Source organism: Vibrio azureus (genome assembly GCF_002849855.1).
In the GTDB taxonomy this organism is placed as follows: Bacteria; Pseudomonadota; Gammaproteobacteria; order Enterobacterales; family Vibrionaceae; genus Vibrio; species Vibrio azureus.
The window spans coordinates 384,953-408,898 of the sequence record NZ_CP018617.1 but is presented as its reverse complement, the minus strand read 5'-3'; the positions used below and the strand labels follow the sequence as shown (position 1 = coordinate 408,898).

Annotated in this window: 17 protein-coding genes; 2 read left to right on the top strand and 15 right to left on the bottom strand. The window is 40.9% G+C overall.

The window, feature by feature from the left end:
• Positions 1–367: 367 nt before the first annotated feature.
• On the top strand, positions 368–3,220 hold the full coding sequence (locus BS333_RS15560; RefSeq protein WP_021708526.1) for a DUF1565 domain-containing protein: 2,853 nt from the start codon (positions 368–370) through the stop codon (positions 3,218–3,220).
• Between the two features lie 272 nt (positions 3,221–3,492).
• Here BS333_RS15560 and BS333_RS15555 read toward each other — a convergent pair whose 3' ends face one another.
• From BS333_RS15555 to BS333_RS15520, 7 genes are all read right to left on the bottom strand, one after another.
• A complete protein-coding gene (locus BS333_RS15555; protein WP_021708525.1) occupies positions 3,493–4,014 on the bottom strand; it encodes a hypothetical protein in 522 nt (173 codons plus the stop codon).
• A gap of 194 nt (positions 4,015–4,208) precedes the next feature.
• The gene (locus BS333_RS15550; RefSeq protein WP_152428744.1) at positions 4,209–4,673 is read right to left on the bottom strand and encodes a hypothetical protein; all 465 of its coding nucleotides are present in this window, start codon (positions 4,671–4,673) and stop codon (positions 4,209–4,211) included.
• 83 nt (positions 4,674–4,756) lie between these two features.
• Positions 4,757–5,140, bottom strand: a complete 384-nt coding sequence (locus BS333_RS15545; RefSeq protein ID WP_033003340.1) for a hypothetical protein — start codon at positions 5,138–5,140, stop codon at positions 4,757–4,759.
• Between the two features lie 144 nt (positions 5,141–5,284).
• Positions 5,285–6,316: a hypothetical protein gene (locus BS333_RS15540; protein WP_021708522.1), complete on the bottom strand. Its 1,032-nt coding sequence runs from the start codon at positions 6,314–6,316 to the stop codon at positions 5,285–5,287.
• Between the two features lie 276 nt (positions 6,317–6,592).
• On the bottom strand, positions 6,593–7,528 hold the full coding sequence (locus BS333_RS15530; RefSeq protein WP_021708521.1) for a hypothetical protein: 936 nt from the start codon (positions 7,526–7,528) through the stop codon (positions 6,593–6,595).
• Positions 7,528–11,910: a PAAR-like domain-containing protein gene (locus BS333_RS15525; protein ID WP_021708520.1), complete on the bottom strand. Its 4,383-nt coding sequence runs from the start codon at positions 11,908–11,910 to the stop codon at positions 7,528–7,530. The genes BS333_RS15530 and BS333_RS15525 overlap by 1 nt, the downstream gene beginning before the upstream one ends.
• Positions 11,911–11,929: 19 nt before the next feature.
• Positions 11,930–12,379, bottom strand: coding sequence for a hypothetical protein (locus tag BS333_RS15520; RefSeq protein WP_237359116.1), 450 nt, complete (start codon positions 12,377–12,379; stop codon positions 11,930–11,932).
• Positions 12,380–12,808: 429 nt separating this feature from the next.
• On the opposite strand from BS333_RS15520, the gene BS333_RS15515 reads away from it, so the two are divergent.
• Positions 12,809–13,306, top strand: coding sequence for a GNAT family N-acetyltransferase (locus BS333_RS15515; protein WP_021708518.1), 498 nt, complete (start codon positions 12,809–12,811; stop codon positions 13,304–13,306).
• Positions 13,307–13,355: 49 nt separating this feature from the next.
• Here BS333_RS15515 and BS333_RS22315 read toward each other — a convergent pair whose 3' ends face one another.
• The 8 genes from BS333_RS22315 to phrB all read right to left on the bottom strand — a co-directional run bounded on the left by BS333_RS22315 (position 13,356) and on the right by phrB (position 23,869).
• Positions 13,356–13,568 carry a hypothetical protein gene (locus BS333_RS22315; protein WP_021708517.1) on the bottom strand — a complete coding sequence of 71 codons (213 nt, stop codon included), beginning with the start codon at positions 13,566–13,568 and terminating at the stop codon, positions 13,356–13,358.
• Positions 13,569–13,577: 9 nt separating this feature from the next.
• On the bottom strand, positions 13,578–14,114 hold the full coding sequence (locus tag BS333_RS15510; protein WP_021708516.1) for a carbon-nitrogen hydrolase family protein: 537 nt from the start codon (positions 14,112–14,114) through the stop codon (positions 13,578–13,580).
• Between the two features lie 28 nt (positions 14,115–14,142).
• A complete protein-coding gene (locus BS333_RS15505) occupies positions 14,143–14,628 on the bottom strand; it encodes a GNAT family N-acetyltransferase (RefSeq protein WP_021708515.1) in 486 nt (161 codons plus the stop codon).
• A 180-nt stretch (positions 14,629–14,808) separates the two neighbouring features.
• Complete coding sequence (locus BS333_RS15500) at positions 14,809–16,098, bottom strand: diguanylate cyclase (RefSeq protein WP_021708514.1); 1,290 nt, start codon at positions 16,096–16,098, stop codon at positions 14,809–14,811.
• 713 nt (positions 16,099–16,811) lie between these two features.
• Positions 16,812–19,463, bottom strand: a complete 2,652-nt coding sequence (locus BS333_RS15495) for an Ig-like domain-containing protein (protein ID WP_021708513.1) — start codon at positions 19,461–19,463, stop codon at positions 16,812–16,814.
• A gap of 26 nt (positions 19,464–19,489) precedes the next feature.
• Positions 19,490–20,548 (bottom strand): OmpA family protein, encoded by a 1,059-nt coding sequence (locus BS333_RS15490; protein WP_021708512.1) that lies wholly within the window; start codon positions 20,546–20,548, stop codon positions 19,490–19,492.
• A gap of 972 nt (positions 20,549–21,520) precedes the next feature.
• Positions 21,521–22,447 (bottom strand): L,D-transpeptidase family protein, encoded by a 927-nt coding sequence (locus tag BS333_RS15485; protein ID WP_021708511.1) that lies wholly within the window; start codon positions 22,445–22,447, stop codon positions 21,521–21,523.
• Between the two features lie 6 nt (positions 22,448–22,453).
• Positions 22,454–23,869, bottom strand: coding sequence for a deoxyribodipyrimidine photo-lyase (gene phrB / locus BS333_RS15480; protein ID WP_021708510.1), 1,416 nt, complete (start codon positions 23,867–23,869; stop codon positions 22,454–22,456).
• Between the last annotated feature and the right edge of the window lie 77 nt (positions 23,870–23,946).

The window sequence follows — 23,946 nt, the reverse complement described above, 5'->3', positions numbered from 1 at the left end:
TATTGATAAAAAATTCAATTTATGACAGTTCAATCCCTTCTCATACTCTTTTCTGTATTTTGCGCATACTATGCCACCGCAAAGCCTCCCTTTACCTGTCACAATGCCCCCATGCTCTCTATACCCAAGTGACTTCAAGATACTTGATTCAGAGCGGGGTTACTTGAGTCCTGATGATATGTTACTTGGGGATGGATATGAGAGCTTACAAAAGGATGTTATGGAAATAAGGTCACAGCCTGAGTCGTTGTGATTAGAGGTACGTCGCATTGCCAATTACTTCACCTATTGACCAATAGATCATTAGCTAACTTATTAATTAGCACTCAAACAAATACATGATTAGAAATTAATAATAGGGATTGTTATGAAAAGTAAAATAAGGAATTTAATCTTTCTGATTTGGCTATTCACATTGCCAGCTCTCTCCGCTGAAATAGAGTGGGTAGCAGGCGAAACTCAAGTTAATGATGGCGATGTGGTGGTCTATCAAGGTGAGTGTTATCAAGCACAAAATAGCCCTGGCCCTTGGGAGACGCCTTCAAAGCAGTCTACTTGGTTTTGGATTTCCGTTTCTTGCTCATCCCCCACGGTTCCACCAGCGTGCCCTGATGGAACAGAGCTAATTGATAATGAATGCGTCACACCACCAGAGCCGCCAGTCTGTAATGAAAATCAGCAGCTTATCGATGGCGTGTGTGTGGATGATTCTCCGACTACAGACACAACTGCCATACCGTGGGTGAAAGGTGAAACCCAGGTCGAGAATGGTGATGTGGTTATTTATCTTAATCAATGCTTTGAAGCCAAAAACAGCCCAGGAGTCTGGGAGACACCCTCAAACGGCTCTTGGTTCTGGCAGGGGGTAGCATGTCCAATCACACCACCAACGGAACCGATTATTTGTGATGATGGATCTGTTGTTGACACAGTAAACGACTGCCCTGTAAAACCGCCTATCATTGAGTGCCCAGACGGCTCTTTAGTTGAGAGTGCAGAGTTATGCTCAGATGTCACCGCGAATTGGTATGTAAGTCCAAATGGCAATGACGGAAATGATGGTTCGTTTACTTCCCCCTTCTTCACTTTAAAAAAGGCGCTCAATCAAGCTTCACCAGGGCAAACAATAGAAATGATGGCGGGCCGCTATCAACACGCTCAGGTCATCGACAAAATTCATGCTACGGCAAGTCAACCAATTATTGTCCGAGGAAACGGTGCGGTACTGGATGGCAGCGTTGAAATAACGCAACCATGGTCGATTCATAGCGGGCAAATATACAAAACGCAATTAACACAAGACATTTGGCAACTGTTTATTGACGATCAAGTCGTCATGCCCGCACGTTGGCCTAATGCGCAGTTAAGTGATGGCTCTTTGTGGGATATGAAAGCGACATGGCGTCATCAATCACCTCAGAGCCAACTTGGAGTCATGATTGATGAGCGTCCATATGAGAGCATTTCGGTAAAAAACTCGGGCAAAGAATACGTTCATTTGCCTGTAGGTGTGAATGAGCAATCATTGGCAGCTTCAGGGATAGATGCCACAGGTGCTATTGCGATTCTTAATATCGGTTCTTGGCTAAATTGGGCACAGGTCATTTCTGAGCATACACCCGGTAGTAATACATTCACCTACAGTCATGATTTTTCTGGTTCTGGTCCCGCGATGAAAAATGCCGCTAATATTTTAACTAACGCGTCATTTTGGCAAAACAAAAGTGTTAAATATGAAGAGGGTCATTATTACTTAGAAGGTAAACTGGCGCTACTTGATAGCCCAAATGAATGGTTCTTTGACCGATTCAGCAAAACCTTATACTTATGGGCTCCCGATGGTCAGGACCCTAATCAACTCGTCATTCGAGGAAAAACGCAAACCTATGGCCTAACAATACGTAACTCAAGTCATATTTTGATGAAGAATATAGATTTCTTCGCAACAGCGTTTACAGTCATCAACTCACACAACATAACATTTGACGATATAGAAGCAACGCATTACGCCTATTCAAAGCGAATGCTGGGCAGTTTGACTCGTCCAGAAACTATAAAATTCATCAATAATAACAAGAATATCATTCAGACCAACAACCGCATTGTTAACAGTTACTTTGCGTATACTGACGGCCCTGCAATCGAAATGATCAAAGAACAAGGAAACCTGATTGATAATAACCTTATTCATGACATTGATTACTCCAATTTAGGCACAGGTGGTGAAGGCTCAATCAACATGGCTCAGCAGAGTCGTGACATTACCTTTAGCAATAATACATTCCATACAGCAGGTAATTCTGAAGGTGTCAGAGTTGGAGCCGAATCGAAAGTGATAGGGAATCACGTCTACAATACCAGTCTCTTGCAACATGATGGTGCTGCCATTAATGTCGGTATCAATGAGCAAGCCGGTACTGAAATTGCCTATAACTGGGTACATAGTTCGCCCAAAGCAGGGATTCGTTTTGATGGTGTGGAGGGCGCAGCAACGACTGGGCACGACGGCATTGTCCATCATAATGTGATTTGGGATACGAACTTCTCTATCATTAAAGGCGACTTCCAAGGCACTTATAATAACTTAGCATTTAATAACCATACCTCTGATCTGATTATTTTTAACAAAGAAAATGCTGGAGGCATAAACCACAATTCAGAAACTATGAATAACTTGGTTGGGAGTTTAGTGGGCAGAAAATCAGGTACACCAGAACAACTTCTGGTACCGGGTGTCACTGACTCAAATCTCACTGGTTCATTGAGTGCTGTACTGGACAATTTAGAAGGTCCGCTGTGGGGCGATTTTAGACCAACGGAAAACAGTGTTATTGTCGATGCGGGTTCAAGCAACACTCGCTTTATGACATTAGAGTATGTGGGTAATGCGCCAGATATCGGCGCTTACGAGAGAAATGCCCTTGATTACTGGCTTCCTGGTCATCAAAGCATTACACCGAGTAACCCTGTGCCATTTAATGATTCAAAAGATGTTCCATTAAGTTTAGATTTACGCTTTAACGTGAAAGCAACCAGCCAGAATATCACGGTGTTTTTAGGTACAACTCCCACATCATTGAAGCCGGTTTCTCCTGTAGGCTCTGGCTATAAAATCAGTGGTCTCACGAACAGCACAACATATTACTGGCGTGTTGATACTCGTCAAGATGAGCAAATAATGAGAGGGCCAATTTGGTCGTTCACCACGCAAGCGAAATAATATCGACGTAGATGTTTGACAATAAGGGGAGCGGATGTGGTGGCGTTAAACGACTTACCACTGAAGCTTCCTTGCTTTTACCAGCTTATCACCTAGCCTTTGTCTTCTTATTCAAAAGATATTACGAGAGCGGCCAAACCGCAGCCCTATATTTTACTTAAATGTTTCGTTCTTACGTTGAGCGATTAAATCAGATGCTTGGTAAGGACACTCTTTCAGGGACGATACCTACAATATCATGGCTCCCACACCACAATTGGATATCTCATGACTTAGACATCATTAGCACACAGTCTCCAATACTTGACTTCATCAGGTGTTAACTTCATCCCCCAACCATGATTTTCTGAAAACCTCGAAAACTTAAAAGGCGTAATGTTAGGTAATACTTTAATAGATGCATGTAGAATTACTTTATGCAAAGCGTTCAAAGAGAGCTCATTTTCACTTGCTCCCCAGAAGCTGTCCCATAATATGTCAACGATACCGCTGACAATTTCACGAAAAACACGTTCAGTTATGTTTGCTTGGGAAAGCAAGTGCTCTAATTCACTATTTGGCTCAAGACCAAAACCGAAATTAACTAAAAAAGGTTTAGATGACTCCCAAGGTTCAAACCGATCTGGGTCGTCGATCAATGGCCATTTCCATAAGTAGTCAAGAAACTCAGTAATCATTGGGTGATCTAATGATTGTTCTTGGCAATAACTTTCAAACACTTTAAGCGCTACAGACACTCGTGCTGTCAGTGATAATTCTTTGCAATTTTCAATGTATGTGATCATGCTATCCATTTTAAATATATACCCTCTTTAACTAGAAAGACTCATTGCGGCACATCTTTGGAATAATCTACGGCCTCATTTTCGATGAGAATTGTTTTCACCAGCTTATCACCTAGCCTTTGTCTGCTTCTTCAAAAAATATTACGAGAGCGGCCAAACAGCCGCTCTATTTCTGATTTCAATTCAAAGTAAATCTAATGACTTTAAAATAGGTGTTTAGTATAAAGCTCTGGCAATTCATGATCACGCTTTAAAAGTTCTGCTACTCGTTGCTCAAAGTTCTCTGGTTTTTTATCAACGCGTAAATAAAATCTTGCGGGCTTGCGTTCAAATCGATCACCGGTAATCACCGCGCTTTTGCCTTTATCCATAAAATTGAACACTTGAACCATAAAAGCGGTACTGTCATCTTCTCTATTGAAATGGACTCGACCTGTTGGCTGAACGGTTACTCTCGTTGGCCAATATTGCTTTTTTTTATGCTCCCTATACAAAAATAGGTCCAGACCGTAGACGGTCTCTCGATAACCTAAATTATCAAAATGGCAGGCAGCGACTTTCCCATTGCGCCAGGTGTAAACGATCTGCCGTTGACGATCAAAATAGAGATCTGCCATTCGTGGAATACGAAGGAAAAGAATGGTAGCGGCTAAAGAAATTATAAACATAAATCCCAACATAAAGATTCTTTCATAAAGCCCACTTTTTCTACCTTCAGAGCCATAAGTCATAATCGCATTTATGTATTCTTTTAATGAACTTTTCCATCATCCCCCACCATTGCCTCATAATATAAATATAAATTTTCTGAAAGAATGACGCCTCCCTGATCTATAGTTTCTTGTCGCTCTCCAACCTTGTAATTTGCGTATTCAATTTGGCCTTTGCTTGGACCAAAAGAGCTGGCTAATGAAAAAAACACCCCCCAGAATGCCAATACAAAAGGGGCAATATAGACAAATCTTGCAATATGCATAGGGGAAGATATTGCTAATGTTTTGTCGTCAACTAAGTTGATTGAGCTCTGTGGATCATCATAGGCTCCCATAGTGAATGTTTTATTAAGCCAGTCTCTTAGCTCGATGAATTTTATGGCTTTACCATAAATACCCGATTTATTTCTTTTATTTGTCATTACATCACTATATTGTCTATCAAACTTGTTCGAGTTAATCACATTAAATAAAAGCGAAAACGTCCTGCATGTTTGAACAAAAGGAATAGAGCGGCCAAATCGCCGCTCTATTTCTGATTTTAATTCAAAGTAAATCTAATGACTTTAAAATAGGTGTTTAGTATAAAGCTCTGGCAATTCATGATCACGCTTTAAAAGTTCTGCTAATTGCTGCTCAAAATTCTCTGGTTTTTCATCAACACGAAGGTAATACCGATAGTACTTATCTGGTTCACACTCAAATCGGTCACCTGTGATCACTGCGCTTTTTCCTTTGTCCATAAAGTTAAATATTATTGCCATGAGTTCCGTATTATCATCTTCGGAGTTAAAATGTATACGACCTGTCGGCTGAACCATACAGTCTTTAAACCAATATTGTTTCTTTTTATGTTTTGCATAAAAAACGAAATAAAGCCCTAATGATACTTCACGGTAACCTAAGTTTTCAAAATGACAAGCCAAAACTTTACCAAAAGACCAAGTGTATACGACCTGTCGACGGCGATCGAAGTAGATATCTGCCACACGGGGAAAACGGAGAAAAAGTATCGTACTCCCCACAGATAAAACCAAGAGGATTAAAGCAAGAATCATATCTATGTAAAGCCACTTTTTACTACCTTCAGTGCCATAATTCCTAATAGCATTGATATACTCTAACAATGAGCTTTTACCATCATTTCCCAACATGGACTCATGGTAAATAAAGTCATTTTTATCAATTTTTATTCCTCTTTCTATACGTTCTTTTTTAAGCTCAAGTCTATAGTTAGCGTATTCAATCTCACCATCACTCGGCCAAAATGAGGTACTACATATATAAAAAAGGAAGAGCCAAACACCTAATATCCAAGGGGCTAAATAAAAAAACCGAGCCTTATGAAAAGAAGAGCTTATTGCCAATGTGGTATCATCAACTAATGTAATCGTATTCCTAGGATTATCATAGGCATCCAGTGTGACTCTGTCATTTATCCATTCTCGCAATTCAATAAAGCGCTTGGAATGTCTTATCGACCTAAAAGGTTTATTTTTATTTCTACTTTCTATCATTAGAGTATCTGCCCATCTTTCATTCCAATCGTTGTCAGCGGCTTTGTTTCCGTATTCAACCCATCCTATCTTTGATGTCATTGGGCTCGTTGCAAAAGCTGAAGGTATTTATGGGGTACTAATTTAGGCACTTTATTATCTTTATTAATAAAGATAATAAATACAAGTAGAGCGTAACAGCTATACGTGTTGGCTTTATTTAAATTATTTGGACAAAAATACGTTATCAAAAACACAACATTAGCGTTCAGTGAATAACTTTTGTGTGGCAAGTTCATTATAGTTACCATAAAAATCAGGGCGGCCACGCCGCCCTATATTCTACTTATTAAATCTCGCATACTTTACGCTGTTCGATTAAATCAGGTGCTTAGTGTACAGCTCCGGTAACTCATGATCGCGTTTTAAAATTTCTGCTACTCGTTGCTCAAAGTTCTCTGGTTTTTTATCAACGCGTAAATAAAATCTTGCGGGCTTACGTTCAAATCGATCACCAGTAATCACCGCACTTTTGCCTTTATCCATAAAATTGAACACTTGAGCCATAAAAACGGTACTGTCATCTTCTGTATTGAAATGGACTCGACCTGTTGGCTGAACGGTCACTCTCGTTGGCCAATATTGCTTTTTTTTATGCTCCCTATACAAAAATAGATCCAGGCCGTAGACGGTCTCTCGATAACCTAAATTATCAAAATGGCAGGCAGCGACTTTTCCATTGCGCCAGGTGTAAACGATCTGGCGTTGACGATCAAAATAAAGGTCTGCCATTCGTGGAATACGAAGGAAAAGAATGGTAGCGGCTAAAGAAATAATAAAAGTTACAATTAAAATAATAAAATCTTTATAAAGCCCTTCTTTCATACTTTCAGAGCCATAATTAATTATTGCGTTTGTATAATCTAATAGTGAGCTCTTTCCATCTTCTCCAAGCATAGCGTCGAAATAGAGGAAATGTTCTTCAACTAGCTCACCTCTTTCCCGGCTCTCCTGGTTTATTCTGGCCATGTCATGAGCAAACTCAATATGTCCTTCGCTTGGCCACATGGAACTTCCTATAGAAAAAAATACACACCAGAATGCCAATACAAAAGGGGCAATATAGACAAACCTTGCAATATGCATAGGAGAAGATATTGCTAATGTTTTGTCGTCCACTAAGCTAATTGAGCTTTTGGGGTCATCATAGGCTTCCATAATGAACGTTTTATTAAGCCATTCTCTTAGCTCAATGAATTTTATGGCTTTACCATAAATACCCGATTTATTTCTTTTACTACTTTTTTCTGTCATCAGATTAAGTCCTTATCTATCATGCCTATAATTGGTTTTTTCGCTAGACCATTTGACTCTAACATCCGCTTTGGTGTGATTACACCTGGTTGGGGCTGATAATACCAGTAAAGTTTCGAGTTCTCATGTAAAGTTACTTCTACGTTTAACTCTAACACTCCCTTATTAAGAACCAGCCCCCCATTTTTATGATGCGGGGCATCATCCAATGCTCGCTGTAGTGCTTTTTTAAATGCTTCGGTTCCTTCTTGATCTAGCTCGTTACGCACCATGTGTACCGCATTTGGCATTGGATGAATTGTGTGATCTACAGCTAATCTTTGGACTGAACCACAGATTTCAGAAACGTCCGTAATAAATCCAGGCAATTTAAATTGATAGCTTACCGTTTTTTGCCCACTCAAGAAAATGCCTGAACGCTCAACTTCCACACTTGGCATACATAATAAGTTATTAAACTCTTGCATTTCAATTTCAAAAGCTTTTTGTATTGGCAAACTTTCTACAATTCGACCTGACCATTCGAAACGCTTGGATAAACCTACTTTTCCCTCATCTGCAATATATCTCCAAAACCCATAAACTTTGCTTTTCCCCCAGAAACAGTTGAACAGTAAATTTTCTATTTTATTTTTAGTAAATAACCATAACAACGTTCCACCTATCACAAGCAAGACAAAGCCAAAAATATTCAGTGCTCCGATAATGGCTGAAGATGCAGATATTATCCCACCAACCCCAGCGGCAGCAAAAGATAAAGAAGATAATACAATTGTACCATGCCCTATAGCCCCTCCTATATTCCCACTTTCCCAATCAAGGTATGCTTGCCTGGATTCTGTGAAAGCAACCGCTAAGTTTGCGGTTGCAATAAGACCGTTGGCTACTTTTGAAGAGAGAAACGTTGCAATTTTAAGTTGAGCGGATTTTGAAGCTGCAGGTAATATTTTTTGTATTCCTGTCGCTCCCAACCTCGCACTGTTTAAGGAACGTTCGTAAACCTTCAGCGCCATACCACTTACTGCAGCGCTGTCTATCGTTATTGCAGTAAGTGCTGAAACTATCTGTAAATAATCATAATATCCGCCATGAGGATCAGCAAGTGGGTCTGATGATTTAAACCGCTCATCAGATAAAAAGCCAAGTAATGTTGTCGCATTGATATACCACGACCAACCTGCTCCGACCGCTGATACTAAGAATGATGCCGCGTTCCCCCCAGCACTTGATGTGCTCTTACCATCGGCGCCATGATGTTCTACTTCAGGAACCTCTAAACTTGGACCATTTTTATTTTTTGCCTGATCCATTTTATTTTTATATGACATGAGCTTTTTTACCCAATTAAGGTTAGGGTCTTCCCAATTATATCGAGGATATTTACCTCCAGGATTGATGAACTCCCCAAGTAATAATGACAGTTCTGACATTTGGACACTGACGGTTTTCCCTGTTAGGCTAAAACCAAAAACATGTTTGGAGAATGTCGGTAATAATGAATTAACAATTTTTTTTATCGATGAGCCAGTCAGTTTAGTATGAAATGTCTCGGATACTCCTAGGCCATAAATATTTACTGCCGCTGCATGATTATAGAGATTTTTAAATATTTCCAGTAATCTTTTTGTTGCCTCTCCCCAGTCTGTTGCAACACCATTCTGACACTGAGTAAGTATTCTCTGAACATAATCTAATGGTAATCCATAACTGTTTTCTGAATCTTTGATTAGATCATCGTCAGTTTCATAAGCTTGATTCATCATATCTGCTAATAAATCTTGCCCTTCTACTGAAGATCCCACTCCTTCAAAAATTGCAGCAACCACACTGGCGACTTCTTCTACCTCTTTTACCGGATCCTTTGGTTTATCTGACTTAATATCGAAAAATGTCTTAAAATAAGTATCTAACGAACCGATAGAATTGACAAAACGCTGGTCATCCCCTTGTTTGTAAGCAAAAGCACGATACACGTCAAGTATGGCAATACGCCGTTCTTTGAAATACGCTTTAATATTATCGGTTTCTTCGTTAAATTTTTTCAGCTCCTCTATATGCAAGTTATCTAGAGCGGCTTCTTTTATCTCCTCCGGCGCTTTTTCACTTAGAAATGCCTGATTAAGAATTTGTGCAATTCCTCTCGGGTATCGTTTTTGTACTTTATCTTGCTCTTCCCAGACCGTTAACTGAGTAAGTGCAAATGCGAGGTCCGCTTGTCGTCCAATTGGATCAAATAGTGCAACTAAGATGCCGCCTTTATTTTCACTATTACCTTTGTACATGTTCTCAATGATCCCTTCAGGAGAAAGGTGATAACTGAGATCAGCAGTAAGATAATCAAACCCATATTCTTCAGCCTGACTGTCTTTTAATCCAAGCCATTTTTGATCGTTTGCTCGATAGTCCTCGACCAGCTTGGTTAGATTTTCTGGTGTCGCTTCTATGCTGTAATCGGTTTCAGACTCGGTGACATCAATCTGCTGCATGGTTTTTTCACGCAGCTCTTTATTCTTATCATCATTGATGCTATCAATCAGCTCGACAGTCCACTCATGTGCAGAATAGGCGATAGACACTTTCTTAGCCTTGGTGCTCACAAATGGACATGGATAGAATGTTTTGCCTGAAGAGGTGTCTAGAGTCAGTCCTCCGCTCGCATTTATCTTGTTTGTGAACTCATATTTTTCGAACTTTTCAAGGACACCATTTGGTAGTGCTATTTGCGAATATTTAAAGATATGGAACGGCTTTACTTTCCCTTCTCGCTCTTCTTTAATGTATATCCAGCCTTCTCTTAATAACCTGAATAAATAGCCTCCAGTCTCCTGAATATTTTGCTTCTCCTTCATTTCAGGCAAGGTTAGCGGGTTTTGGGCCTCTATTATCTCATCAAAGACATTCGCATACCCATAACGAACAGGATAAATAGGAATGGCATTTTTAATCACACCAGGAATTTCTTCAAGGTACGGCTCCACCGTTTTTATGGTGTTTGGCGCGTTAACCGTTGAAGTTACGGTTTTGCTTTCCGTAGAAACAGGCCTCTCTTCTTGAGTTACTTTGACGTTCTCAATATTTTCAAGAATTTTTTTAGCCTTGGCTTCCAACTTTGCAAAAGCGTTGGAAATCTGTTCTGTTTTCGCTTTTGAATAGGCGTCGAGTTTATTGAGGTGCTCGGACAAGACTTCTTCTAAAGATTCATATTCCTTATGTGCTTCATCATGAAGATAGGTTAAGCGGCCTCGAACTTTTTTGTCTAAGGATTCAAGTTCCTTTTGCATCGTTTTTTTGGCCGCTTCCCAGTTATATTTTTCAAGAAAGCTTTGCGGATTACCCTCTCCGAGTCCACGAATGTAACCCAACATGCTATCCGATGTTTCTCGAGGGTCTAAGCACAAAATAGTAGAAAGTATGTCGCCCTCTTCAAGAGCATGAGGCATGGTTTTAGCTAACAAAGACTCAGTGGTATGAGGGAGCGGTTGGCGAAGGTGACACAACGAAGAAGCACATACTTTGTCAAAATCATATTTACTGGAGGCATCAAAATGCGAGAAATGCATTTTTATCTCGGTTTCAAGGATGTCGTGGAAAAACTTATCCTCATTCAAATTTGGCCCAATACACCCCCATGCCGTACCGAAAGATTCGACTCGGGTCGGTTGCCAGAATCCTCGTTGACCTTTTGTTGCTAATTCAAAAAAATCTTCATCTGATACTGATTCTTGATAATGAGGATTATCTCGACGAATGGTTTTGAGTTCGAAGTCATCTTGACTTTCTTCTGCGACCAACTTCACTTTGTCCGGCTTAAGCCCTGTCACAATGGCTTTGCCTTGACCGTCAAGAGTACCAGAGCCAACAACAGCACCCTCTTCGTTAATCAACTCAAAAGGGGCATTCGTTAAGCGCTTGCCGTTGGGGTAACGAATGCAAACCTCTAGATCGTGTGTTTCTTCTGAATCTTCTACGACACTCACTGGTGGATTTTGCACACCAGAACACATGGTATTGGCCTTGTTCATCGTCATTTGGTCTGTCTGACGTGCAACGCCTTTACCTTCAATCAAAACAGTGGAGGAGGCTGAAATAAATTTTGCTTCTGCTTCAATGGTACCTGAAGAAACCCCTTTTTTATCCCCTCCAGCATCACCCGTACTTTTTGAAAAGGTACTATCTTTTAACGCGATACTGTTACCGCCATCAGCAGTAACCGTCGTTGTTCCCCCCGCTAAATCCGATGACTTGGCGTTATTACCATAGGGAATAGGCACAACAGGCTTACCAACTTTGGTCAAGCACACATCCGGGGACGACGCGTTCGCCTCCCCCCCAGAATCTTTGTGTACAATACTTAATCCGTTTGCTGCAATCGTTACGGCCATGCCTATTCTCTCTTCTTAATTAATTTAAACTGATTTTCTCGGCTTGAATCTTTTGAACTCTTTCGGCCGTGCTGTGGATATATTTTGCTTCTGTGTTTATGGTGCTATTTCTAGCTGTCATCGTGATTTGAGCGTCTCCTGAACGTAATACCAGTTCTTCATCACCCTCGATAAGCATCCGCTCGGCACGAAAAACAATTTGCTCTTGTTTTAGAAGAGAGGTGTAGATATCCAAAATAACAGGTAAATTTAAATCACCAGTAAAAAACTCCACTCTGCAATCTAATTTGTTATCAATTGCCAACTCGATATCAGATTTCGTAAACGCGCGCCCTAGGGTTCCCCATATGGGTTGTCCGAATGGATTGGCTTCAAAGTCGATTTTAATTCTTACTAAATCTGGATGAATTTCACTTATCCATCCGATACGAGAATTAAGCTCCAATGGTAAATCGTCTTTATTTGACATTTCCATGCCTATCCTGTTTAACTAGTAAATAACAAAGTATGATACCACCATCTTGTTATTCAACAGATTTTCCAGTGTCAGGCGAATTAACCAAAATAGCCCGTGAATAAAAATATCAAAACAGTCTTACTGACTATTTCAATATCCATATTCACTTTATTACTAGCGTTTTTGTTCAAAAATTTAATTTGTAAAATAGCAATAATATGAGATCAGGATCACAAATTAGCCCAGCTATTTATTTTTTATTACATGGATTCTCATGCTGTTGACTGCGCAACTATTAATCATTACTTGTTGTATATTTGTTCATACTGAGACTTTTTGCTTCCTTCTCCGTGAAATTGGTTTTATGCGATTCTTAACCATTGTTAATGACACTAAATTACCGAAGCTTTACATTACGGTAATTCAATAAGGAGCATCAAAATGTTGTACTGGAAAGTCTCTAATTTTTCTACACTCACTGTTTTTCAATTGTACGATTTACTCAAATTGCGTGTTGACGTCTTCATCAAAGAACAAAATTGCCCTTATAATGATTTGGATGACAAAGACACCGATCCCAATACTCTACATATACTTGGCTACCATGGTGACAAGCTGGTTGCCTACAGCCGAATTTTACCGCCTGGGCTTGGTTACCCTCATGAAGTCCATGACCAAATCCCTGCTGACGCCAACGATATCGCCATCGGCCGTGTTGTTACCAGTCCCGCATGCCGTGGCCAAGGATTGGGTCACCAGCTAATGGCATTCAGTGTGAAAACAGCGAAAGAAACATGGCCCGGGAAATCGATATTCATCTCCTCTCAGGCCCATCTTGTTCAATACTATGGTCAATACGGATTTGAAGCCGCGACTCTGCCCTACGAGGAAGACGGTTTACCAATGATGGGCTTGAAGTGTTCCCCTATGATGGAATAAGACGCTTCACTGAACGCAGCATCTTGAGGTTACTTGGGTATATGTGTATTTAATCAACAGGCTGGAAGCGAACATCATAAATAACCTCATTTTCGAAGGTACAAAAAACAAGGCCTTCTTCAGTGTGACTTCCTTGAACTGCAGTGTGACCTTTTTTATCCCACACACTGCATTTACCAGCCGCATCCCAACCACCAGCTTTACCAATAAAATTTGAGAGTAAAACAGGCGCTTTAATCTTGGTCGCGATATGGGAAAGCAACGCACTATCTTAGGAAAAACCATCCCTTGAAATAAGCGCACTTATCAAATAAACCGCAGCCCGCTCAGTAAGTGCGTCAGATTGATGACGAGGTTCCGTAAAATCTGCACACACAGCCAGTGCAATTTTGACCTGATTAACATTGAAGAAATAGTTTTTAGAACCTGCTAGGCAGTACTCACTCTCTCCTTGGTGTAGATACTGCTTGGAATAGAAATCTACGTCTCCACTAGGATGACAAATCATAGCGCCAATATATGGCTTTGATTGCTCACTTTTTAAGGGACACCCAGCGATAACGGTCATGCTATTTGAAACAGCAAGTTGAGACAATTCATGAACATGAGTAGAAGACTTCTCTATCGCTAAATCTTCCAACAATGGCAGCTCATACCCTGTCAAAGATAACTCTGGAAAAGTAATAATGTCAGCCCCTAATCGTGCGGCTTCAAAGCAAAACTTTTTATGGCGATTTAAATTTTCTTTGATATTTCCTCTCACTGCCTTGTATTGCGCTAGAGCAAACCTCACTTTACCAGATTCCACACTGTCTCCTTGCATCCTTCAACGTTTATTATGTTCGTAGCCATTTGTACATGACGTAGCTATCCACTAACCCTAAATGAGCATGTTTATATGCCTTAGGGATGGTACCTATAATACGAAAACCAAGCTTCTTCCACAGCTTCACCGCGACTTCATTGGTAGAAACCACGCTGTTAAATTGCATGGCATCAAAGCCCAACTCTAGAGCCATTTCCTGAGAATGTTCACACATAAGACGTGCAATACCCTTGCCTCTGGCTTTGCTTGAAACCATATATCCACAATTACAGATATGACGGCTGGGTCCCATCGCATTTGGCTTAATGTAGTAAGAACCCAGAACAAGGTCATTTTTTACAAAAACAAAGGCTTTCAGTGGAGATTCACACCATATTTCGAATGCTTGTTCTCGTGTCATATCTGGGTCAAAGGCATAGGTTTCTTGAGCCTGAACTATCGCTGAAAATGTTGGCCAAAACGACTCAAAATCGGCCTTTGTTATTTCCCTAATCATAAACGTCTTCCTAAAATATAATGCCATTTTAAATGGGTGAGCGAAGCTGTGTATATCACCTTAAGAACTTAGACTAACACATAAACAATAATGCCATGTGTTAAGAATCAATAATAAATACTTTGATGCGATGTGATTACGGTTGTATGCGCGAAGATTACCTGCTGGTCATCCTTTTACTTAGATGGTTTGAAGAGCTGGTTTCGCTCTTTCATATGGGGCTAGTCGAACGCGATTTCGCCCAGAATTCTTAGCTGAATAGAGCGCCTGATCAGACACTCGAAGAATGTCTTGAACACGTGCCAAATTAAGCTGACTAATATGACAGGCCCCTACACTGATCGTAATATTGATATTTTCCCCTTCATAATCAAATTTATGCGCTTCTACCTTAGAGCGCAGCTTTTCAAGTATGGCGATCATTTCATCTAGCTTGACTCGGTTTAACACCAATACAAATTCTTCTCCTCCTACTCGATAAAGGTGATCATACGCTCGCGTGATTCCTAACATAAGCACGGCAAGTTCTTTCAGCACATAATCACCTGCTAAGTGGCCAAAGCCATCATTGACTTCTTTGAAGAAATCAATGTCGATTATAGCTAGTGCAAAGGGCACATGATTTTTTTTGCTTAATGTAATCAGGACTTCAACATCATTTTCCAGAGTCAATCTGTTCTTAAGTTTGGTCAGAGGATCATAAGTGGCGACTTCTTTAAGTTTCTTGTTTGCTATCTCAAGCTTCAAAGTACGTAACTCAACCATTTCCTCAAGACACTCAAGGGTTCGCTCTTGTTCTCTTTGGGATGTGACAATTAATTTTATCATTGGCCTAAAAATGAAAAGCACTTCCAAAAGTAATGCTGTAAGAGTGGCTAGCCAAACGAACAACTCAAGATCTTCAATCCTCGACAAGCTTTCTTCACCTTCAAGTTGGTACTGCTGAACGGCTTTATTAAGATCTTTTAGGATTTGTTCAGACTGACTATCAATCAAGCTCAGGTAGAACAGCCTATCTTTATTTACTGAACTCGTTTTGAGCTTTTGAGCAACATCCAAGTAACGATTTACCCGCGCATAGAGGTTCATTTCACCAAAATATATCTCTCTGATTGCACTGGATAAATCTACTGTTTTATTTTTAGAGAGCACACCAGAAGACAGTTGCCGATTTGCCTGCCTCATGTCGAAAATATTATTGTCCATCTGGGACAAATTTTGGTCAGTGGGAGTCTGCCCTGTTTGATAGGTCTGATGCAAACGATACGAATCTAAAGCAATATGCTGGCTCAGCATACGCTGCCTACCAGACAAGTTGACCATATAAGCGGTTGTATCAGAATCTGATAACGCAGATTGAAGAGTGAAATAAGCCGCAGTAGAAAGGAGCGCAATAATGAGGACAGCGAGCAAATAACGACGTGTCGTAGAATAGTATAGCCCCTTGTCATTACTTAGGTTTGTCGTCATGCGTCCTTGCCACTTTCAACCGTTCTTTGGTCATAATATTAGCACTAACTTATCAATTTAATGCGACTCTTTTTAGGCATGTTTATTGTTCACACTTTGTGTCGACTGCAGACATGCGCTGTCTACTAAGAGCCAAAGCTTTAGAATTATAAGGCGCTGATATCTATGCACTTTAACTAAAACCATTCGGTGTATAATTAGCTCCAACAACTGAATTATATAAGGCTTTGGCTTATTCAATGTTTCGGATAGATGTCAGTTTTACGACACATATCCTTATTTGCGTGATTCTACCTGTAACACGGGTATCAAGTGACTACAACTGTCGCCATATTAGACTGCTAATGGAACTAACGATATATGGCAACTATACCCAAGTGACTTCAGATGCTTAGCTATAACAGTCATCTCACTGATCTTACGTACTAGCAATCATATCCATTTGAAATACCGTAACCAAACTTGTTACATAGGAGGTATTGCAAAACGTCATAATCCACTAGATTTTAACAATCAACAGCAAGAAATGACGTTATCGGTATCATTATTAAATCGATTTACGCCGCTTGGAGTGCCCGAGAGCTATCGAGCCGAATAATGACTCCAAAAGACAGGGGGGGAATTGAGTGCGGAAACAAAGCTAAAAGCGCCAAGTCATTCGCTATGGCGCTTTTAAGTTTAAAAATTAGAACTTTATACTCGAAACGTTAACACTAAGAACTAGGACTTGAGACACACGAGACAAAAAATCCAGTGTATTCAGGTTGATTTATATGAAAATCATAAGCCTGAGTATATGAAGAGGACAGATCGATTAATATATAAGGATTTAAACCACTACTAATCAAGGTTAAGAAGTTCTTATCAACAGGCCATTTACGATAGCTATACATATTGCCGTGAGATTTATAGAGTGTTTTTAGCTCATTCAATTCTGGTATACGCCAGTTGACACGCCCACCGAGTTTAATATTGTTGAATTTCCTACAAATTGGTACAGGATTCCCAGCCTTTACAAATAGGCCGTAACCATCGGGGGATATGTCATGATAATGTAAGCCATACTGGTTAAGGAAAGCTATCGATGGTGGACTGGTGAATAACGTTCCATCGCCACTGTTGAAAATATCGATACGACCATCCGTCAGTTTTCCCTCTTGCACATCTAACTCGGCATCAGCTTCAAAACCATCGAATGTTACACTGATAGACACTTTACCAGTCTCTACTGCGGTTACCAAACCGTTGTCATTAACTGTCGCCGTGACAGTTGAATTTGACGTCCAAGTAACGTCTGTTAAGTCTTGCGTGGTGTTATCCGTAAATTTACCCACGGCCTTCAACTGCACTTTTTGACCTGCTAATAGCGTTAACTCGTTTGCTGACGTAATACGGATTTCCTCAAGCACAGCATCCGTCACCATCAGTAACTTCGTTTTTGCTTCTACACCATCCTTCGTTGCCTTGATAACCGTGCTACCAACCTGTTTTGGTATTACCAGACCGTCAGCATCTACTATCGCCGTTTCAGGACTCATTGACCTCCAAGAGACGTCATTTAAGTCTATCTTCTTTCCATCAGTAAATATACCTGTAGCCGTCATCGGCAAATTATGTCCTAATGGCGTTGACATAATATTGTTGTTTGTCGTAATTTCGATTGTATCAAGCTCAGCATCCGTCACTTCAAATGAAACCGTGGCTTTAACATCATCCTTCGTCGCAGTGATCTCCGTCGTACCAACCTTAGCGGGTATTACCAAACCCATATTTTTCACTGACACCACGCCACCTTCCGATGCACTCCAAGAGACGTCTGATAATTCATGTGTACTGTCATCAGTAAATGTCCCTAATGCCTTCATCTCAAAATTTTGACCTAATGGCGTTGACATATCAACGCTATCTGACGTGACAACGATTGTTACAAGCTCAGCATCCGTTACTTCAAACTCAGTCATTGTTGCCTCAACACCATCCTTTATTGCTATGATGTCTGTCTTACCAGCCGCAACGGGTTTTACCAAACCGTTAGTAGTCACTGTCGCCGTATCAAGATTCGTTGAAATCCAAGTGACGTCCGTTAAATTTCGTTTTTTATCATCAGTAAATGTACCTTCAGCTATCATCTGCACATTTTGACCTAATGGCGTTTTATCCGTATTTGCCGTAACATCGATTGCATTAAGCTTAGCATCCGTCACTTCAAACAAAGTCGTCATTGCTTTAACGCCATCCTTCATCGCAATGATGTCTGTCCAACCAACCGCAACGGGTTCTACCAAACCGTCATAAGACACCGTCGCCGTGTCAAGATCCGTTGAAATCCAAGAGACGCCTTTTAAGGGTCTCGTGCTTCCATCACTAAAAGAACCCAGTGCGCTCATTTTCACCGTTTGACCAAATGGCGTTGACTTTCTATTTGGCGTAACATGGATTGTCTCAAGCTTAGCATCCGTCACTTCAAATGAAGTCGTTGTAGCCTCAATACCGTCCTTCGTCGCCATGATGACCGCCTTACCAACCGCAACGGGGGTTACCAAACCGTCAGGAGTCACTGTCGCCGTATCAGTATTCGTTGACATCCAAGAGACGCCCGTTAAGTCTCTCGTTTTTCCATCAGTAAATGTACCCGATGCCTTCATCTGCACCGTTTGACCTAATGGGGTTGACGTTTTATCTGGCGTAACAACGATTGACTCAAGCTTAGCATCCGTCACTTCAAATGAAGTGGTTGTAGCCTCAATACCGTCCTTCGTCGCCATGATGACCGCCTTACCAACCGCAACGGGTGTTACCAAACCGTTAGGAGTCACTGTCGCCGTGCCAGGTGTCATTGAGCTCCAAGAGACGCTTGTTAAGTCTTGCGTAGTTCCATCCGTAAATGTACCCGTGGCCTTCATCTGCACCGTATAACCTAATGGGGTTGACGTTTTATCTGGCGTAACAGCGATTGTCTCAAGCTTAGCAGACGTCACTTCAACGACTTGTATATTACTTTTAATATCAAATAACGATGCCGAAACCGTTGTTTCACCCGCAGCCAAACCCTCTAATAATCCATTCGCATCAAATTTGGCTTTATCATTGTCAGAACTTAACCATTTTACATTCTTGGTAATGTCTTTTTGCGAGTTGTCCTCGTACGTGCCCGTGGCACCATATTGCGTTTTTTGACCAACGATAACCGTAGGACTAGAACGACCATGAACTTTATTAGCGACTACCGATATTTGAATCGATTTTAAAGGCGCGACACTCGGACTTGTTGTCGCCTCAGATTGGTTAAAAAATTCATCTTCGTTACATCCAGATAAGGCAAACGCCCCTAAGATAGTGAAGACGGAACACCATATTTTTTTCATGTTTATTATCACCTAAGCAAAATGCACTATTTTTTATTACTTGTGACAGTGGTTTTCTTAATTGTCTCTTGATTTACCACGGTCGATTTCGACTCTTTCATTGTTATTTCTAGTTCGACACGACGATTTTTTTTCTTACCTTCAGCTGTTGCGTTTGAAGCAATAGGACGACTCTCACCATACCCAACCGATTTAATTCGTGATTGAGCAATGCCATTGTTTTCAAAATACTGAGCAATGGATGCAGCTCGCCGCTCACTCATCCGTTGGTTGAATTTGGCACTACCAGTGCTATCTGTGTGGCCAGCAATCAACAGCGTTGCATCAGCATCCTCTTGCAGTAATAAAAGCGTTGGCATTAAAGGACGAATGTCTTCAAGGACACTTGAGTTAGTGGCAAATAAAACCCCATCGACACTTTTTTTAACTGTCACAGTTTTGTTCATAACCACAGGGGTAGTGATAACTTCTTCCACAGTGGTTTTCACCTCCTTTGGCTCAATGAAAACAGGTGGTAGCTGCGGTAGAACCTCTTTAGCAAAAGGATTGAACTGGTAACGAACGCCAAGCATTAGAGCATTACTGTCGTATTCTTTCGTGACGTCATCGCCAATGCCAAGAACCAATTGATAGCCCGCATCAAAGCTTAAGTTGTCGTTAAATTGGTATTTAACTCCGACCTCACCCATCGGTGCTGGGCCTGAAGCGTCTTTTGCAGGGTTATTGAGCTCTTTTTTCTCGACATCAAAATAAGCCGCACCTAAGCGACTGTAAATTGAAAAGCGGTTATTAAGCTCCAAGTCATAGCGTACGCCTAATGTAATTAGACTAGCGGTTGCCGAGATAGAATCACTTTTACCGCCCTCACCCTTACCTAGAGATTGGTAGCCAACATCAGCAGACCATGAAGGCGTAAGTTGTAACCCCGTAGCCACACCTAATACTGGTGAGGTGTAATCTAACTGTATGCCTGCATCAACATCTACAAATGGTCGAACATCTGAAAGCGTCACTGCATTCGCTTGAAAAGCTACCCCTATAAATAAGGTCACAAGGCTAATATTAAAGTTTCGTTTGTTTTTCATACTATAAACCCAAAAAATAATCGAAAGGAAATACGTCACCCACGTCAACCATTACACGTTTTTTCATCATTAAACCTTTTATTAACTACCCATAATTTTCTTCATGGAGATACCGCAGAGGAGGCAAATCCAGAGATAATTAAGATAAAAATCCTGAAGCCTTTAGGAAAGTAAAAAAAAGAAATCACAAATAAAGTAAATAAAAATCAGTGATTTACTAAAAATAAAAATATATAATCACACTCTAAGTGACATCTTATATGTGTAATTAGCGATAAAATAAATACTAAAGACCCACCCTCATATTTGTAGGCTGCCATTTCCCTTCAGAAATCATTCTTAAAGCTATTCGTTATTACCTTTCTTACAGACTTGGTCATCGCGATATTGAAGAGATAAAACTCGAGCGTAGAGTGGATGTCGTTCATGTCAACGCTGGCTTCAAAGTGCGAAAGCAGGCTTGGGCAACGATTCAAGGTTTTGAAGGAATATGGATGTTGGATTTGCTGTCACAGAAGCTAGATATGCCTTTAACACCAAGGGAGTAACGGCCAATAGAGTAAGGTATTACGGTCATACCTTTACCATACTAGGTTAGAGGGAACCAACCCATTATACTGGCCAACTATCACTAAAATAACAAATATGTTGCAGGTGCATACAATGACGGTTCTAAATTCGTACCCTTTGACAAAGGTCAGCTATTATCCGATTTCAAATTTGAAGCTAAATAAATATACCCAAGTGACTTCAGGATGTTTGATTCAGAGCGAGGTCACTGAGTCGAATAGAAATGTGGCAATTTTGAGCCTTAAAGAACATCTTGATTGTATCGCAGCAAGATATCGAACGACTGACGACACCCTAAATTGTCGACTAGCTGCAAAAACTGAAGATGTTTGTGAGGTGCTCGTCTGGGCACCTCATTTTTATCTAAATTGTAAATTTCGCCTCATCACAACGTAAACCAAGTTAAAGCGAAGTAATCTCCACAGGAACACCATTTTGAGCCGCTAATACAGCCTTAACTTTTACATTTGTCATACCAAATTCTTGTAGCCACCAATCAAGCTCCATAGGTACTTTAAGATGGTCTTTTTCTCCATTACTTCGAGTCAATGGCTCATGTGCTTCAACAAACACACTTCGATCGGGCTCCAATGTGACTTTTACCGGTTTGTTGATGATTTGGACCTTTTCTCCACGACGTACTTTCGCAAAGAGCCATTCTATGTCTTCAGGATTCATTCGAATACAACCTGAACTGACTCGCATTCCGATGCCAAAGTCTTTATTTGTCCCGTGGATCAGATATTCCCCGTTACCAAAGGCAAGCCTTAGCGCAAACATACCTAAAGGGTTTTCTGGGCCTGATGGAACGACGGCAGGTAATTCAATGCCTTTCGCCTTGTATTCTGCCCTGATCGAGGAAGGTGGCGTCCAAGTTGGGTTCGGCCTCTTCTGACTAATACTGGTGGTCATTTCAGGCGTGTCTCGGCCAATGCGGCCAATACCGACGGGAAAAACATGCACGATATTTGACTTTGGGGGGAAGTAATACAGCCTTAGCTCAGCCAGATTAATGACAATACCTTTGTGCTCCACATCCGGTAAAATCAACTGCGTAGGGACGGTTAATACATGCCCTTCGGTAGGTAGAAAAGGGTCAACACCTTTATTTGCTGCCATTAACGCCAGCATACCAACATCGTATTGCTTGGCGATATTCGCCATGGTCTCACCATGTTTCACCACATGATTTTCCATACGACCTATCATTCTCGCACCGTCTTCAGGTAATTCATACATCTTAGAAAAAGATAGACTGCTTACTAAAGATAATGATAGGGATAAAAGCGTTCGTTTCACGTATTTGTTCAGACGCAGCTGACTGGGCATCTCTCTCTATTCCTTGGCATTTTTAAACAACTGTAAGGTTATCTCTCTTTCTGCCTTGTGATCAACCATTGGCTTAAAATAATCCAGCGTCATAAAGCCACTCCAAAGCCAAGGATTATGGATGAATTTATTTGGTACGCTTTGTATTTCAGGCACCCACTTACGGACAAAGTGGCCTTCTGGGTCAAACTTCTCACCTTGACTGATCGGGTTGAATATTCGAAAGTAAGGCTGACCATCACACCCCGTCGAAGCGGACCATTGCCAACCCCCATTGTTTGCCGCAAAGTCGCCATCCACCAGCTTGGTCATGAAATACTGCTCACCCCAACGCCAGTCAATGTGCAAGTCTTTAGTCAGAAAGCTAGCAACAATCATACGTAAACGATTATGCATCCAACCTGTTTGATTAAGTTGGCGCATTGCCGCATCGACAATCGGGTACCCCGTCGTTCCATTTTTCCAACGTTCAAACGCTTCTTGGTCATAAGACCATTGAATGCGGCTTTCCCAAGGAATAAACCCCTCCCCCTTAACCAGCTTTGGCTCAAACACCAGTAAATGCTGATAGAATTCACGCCAAATGAGTTCACTGAGCCAAGTTGCTTTACCATCAGTTAACTCCTCTGGCGGCATTTCATTACACAGTCTTGCAAGACATTGCCTCGCAGATAAAGCACCAATGGCTAAATAAGGAGAAAGTTGACTTGTCCCTTCGATAGCAGGAAAGTCTCGTTGGGTTTGATAGGCCTCACTTCTTTGCCAAACAAAGGATCTTAGCTGTTCGATAATCTCAGTAGTGGACACCTTCCAAGCATCACTTGACTCACGCGGGTAAGTAAAAGCAACACCTGAATGATATTGTTCCTCCTTGAGGATAGATAGAACATCATCATCGAGTGGTGTTTGAGCAGCAGGCTGATAAATTGGTGATAGAACTAGGGACTTTAGCCAAGCACGTTTGAAAGGTGTAAATACTTTAAAGTAGTCACCTTGTTTGTTAAGTACGTATTTGGGCGGCTGAATGCACTTGTCTTCTACCAAATCTAAACGAGTCCCACGTGATGATAGAGCCTTTGCTACATCCTCATCCAACGCTTGTTCGTTGACTTCATAATGCTTAACGGCCACCACACTTGTCGCTTCTAACATGTTCGTCCATCGAAGCATGAGATCTGGAACCGCCTTAAAATCGGCCACTTCTCGATAAAGTAAAGGAATATTCAGTTGAGCAAGTTCCTGTTCTAGATATTCTAACCGACGAGCAATAAGATCCGCTTGTATCGGTGCCATGTGATGAGACTGCCACTGTTCTGGTGTTGCAACAAAACACGCAACCACAGGTGAGCCAGTCTCCAAAGCAGCCTTTAAAGCCATGTGATCCAGTGTTCTCAGATCGCGTCGAAACCAAACCACTATCATTTTTTTAAATCCTTTTTAATTAGAGGATAAACAGTATGAGGATAAATAAGTTTTAGGCTATGTGTGACAAAACATGC

Excerpts from the sequence above, each read along its gene's own strand:
- BS333_RS15560 (WP_021708526.1), top strand. The coding sequence starts at position 368 with ATGAAAAGTAAAATAAGGAATTTAATCTTTCTGATTTGGCTATTCACA.
- BS333_RS15555 (WP_021708525.1), bottom strand. The coding sequence starts at position 4,014 with ATGGATAGCATGATCACATACATTGAAAATTGCAAAGAATTATCACTG.
- BS333_RS15550 (WP_152428744.1), bottom strand. The coding sequence starts at position 4,673 with ATGTTTATAATTTCTTTAGCCGCTACCATTCTTTTCCTTCGTATTCCA.
- BS333_RS15545 (WP_033003340.1), bottom strand. The coding sequence starts at position 5,140 with ATGACAAATAAAAGAAATAAATCGGGTATTTATGGTAAAGCCATAAAA.
- BS333_RS15540 (WP_021708522.1), bottom strand. The coding sequence starts at position 6,316 with ATGACATCAAAGATAGGATGGGTTGAATACGGAAACAAAGCCGCTGAC.
- BS333_RS15530 (WP_021708521.1), bottom strand. The coding sequence starts at position 7,528 with ATGACAGAAAAAAGTAGTAAAAGAAATAAATCGGGTATTTATGGTAAA.
- BS333_RS15525 (WP_021708520.1), bottom strand. The coding sequence starts at position 11,910 with ATGGCCGTAACGATTGCAGCAAACGGATTAAGTATTGTACACAAAGAT.
- BS333_RS15520 (WP_237359116.1), bottom strand. The coding sequence starts at position 12,379 with ATGTCAAATAAAGACGATTTACCATTGGAGCTTAATTCTCGTATCGGA.
- BS333_RS15515 (WP_021708518.1), top strand. The coding sequence starts at position 12,809 with ATGTTGTACTGGAAAGTCTCTAATTTTTCTACACTCACTGTTTTTCAA.
- BS333_RS15505 (WP_021708515.1), bottom strand. The coding sequence starts at position 14,628 with ATGATTAGGGAAATAACAAAGGCCGATTTTGAGTCGTTTTGGCCAACA.
- BS333_RS15500 (WP_021708514.1), bottom strand. The coding sequence starts at position 16,098 with ATGACGACAAACCTAAGTAATGACAAGGGGCTATACTATTCTACGACA.
- BS333_RS15495 (WP_021708513.1), bottom strand. The coding sequence starts at position 19,463 with ATGAAAAAAATATGGTGTTCCGTCTTCACTATCTTAGGGGCGTTTGCC.
- BS333_RS15490 (WP_021708512.1), bottom strand. The coding sequence starts at position 20,548 with ATGAAAAACAAACGAAACTTTAATATTAGCCTTGTGACCTTATTTATA.
- BS333_RS15485 (WP_021708511.1), bottom strand. The coding sequence starts at position 22,447 with ATGCCCAGTCAGCTGCGTCTGAACAAATACGTGAAACGAACGCTTTTA.
- phrB (WP_021708510.1), bottom strand. The coding sequence starts at position 23,869 with ATGATAGTGGTTTGGTTTCGACGCGATCTGAGAACACTGGATCACATG.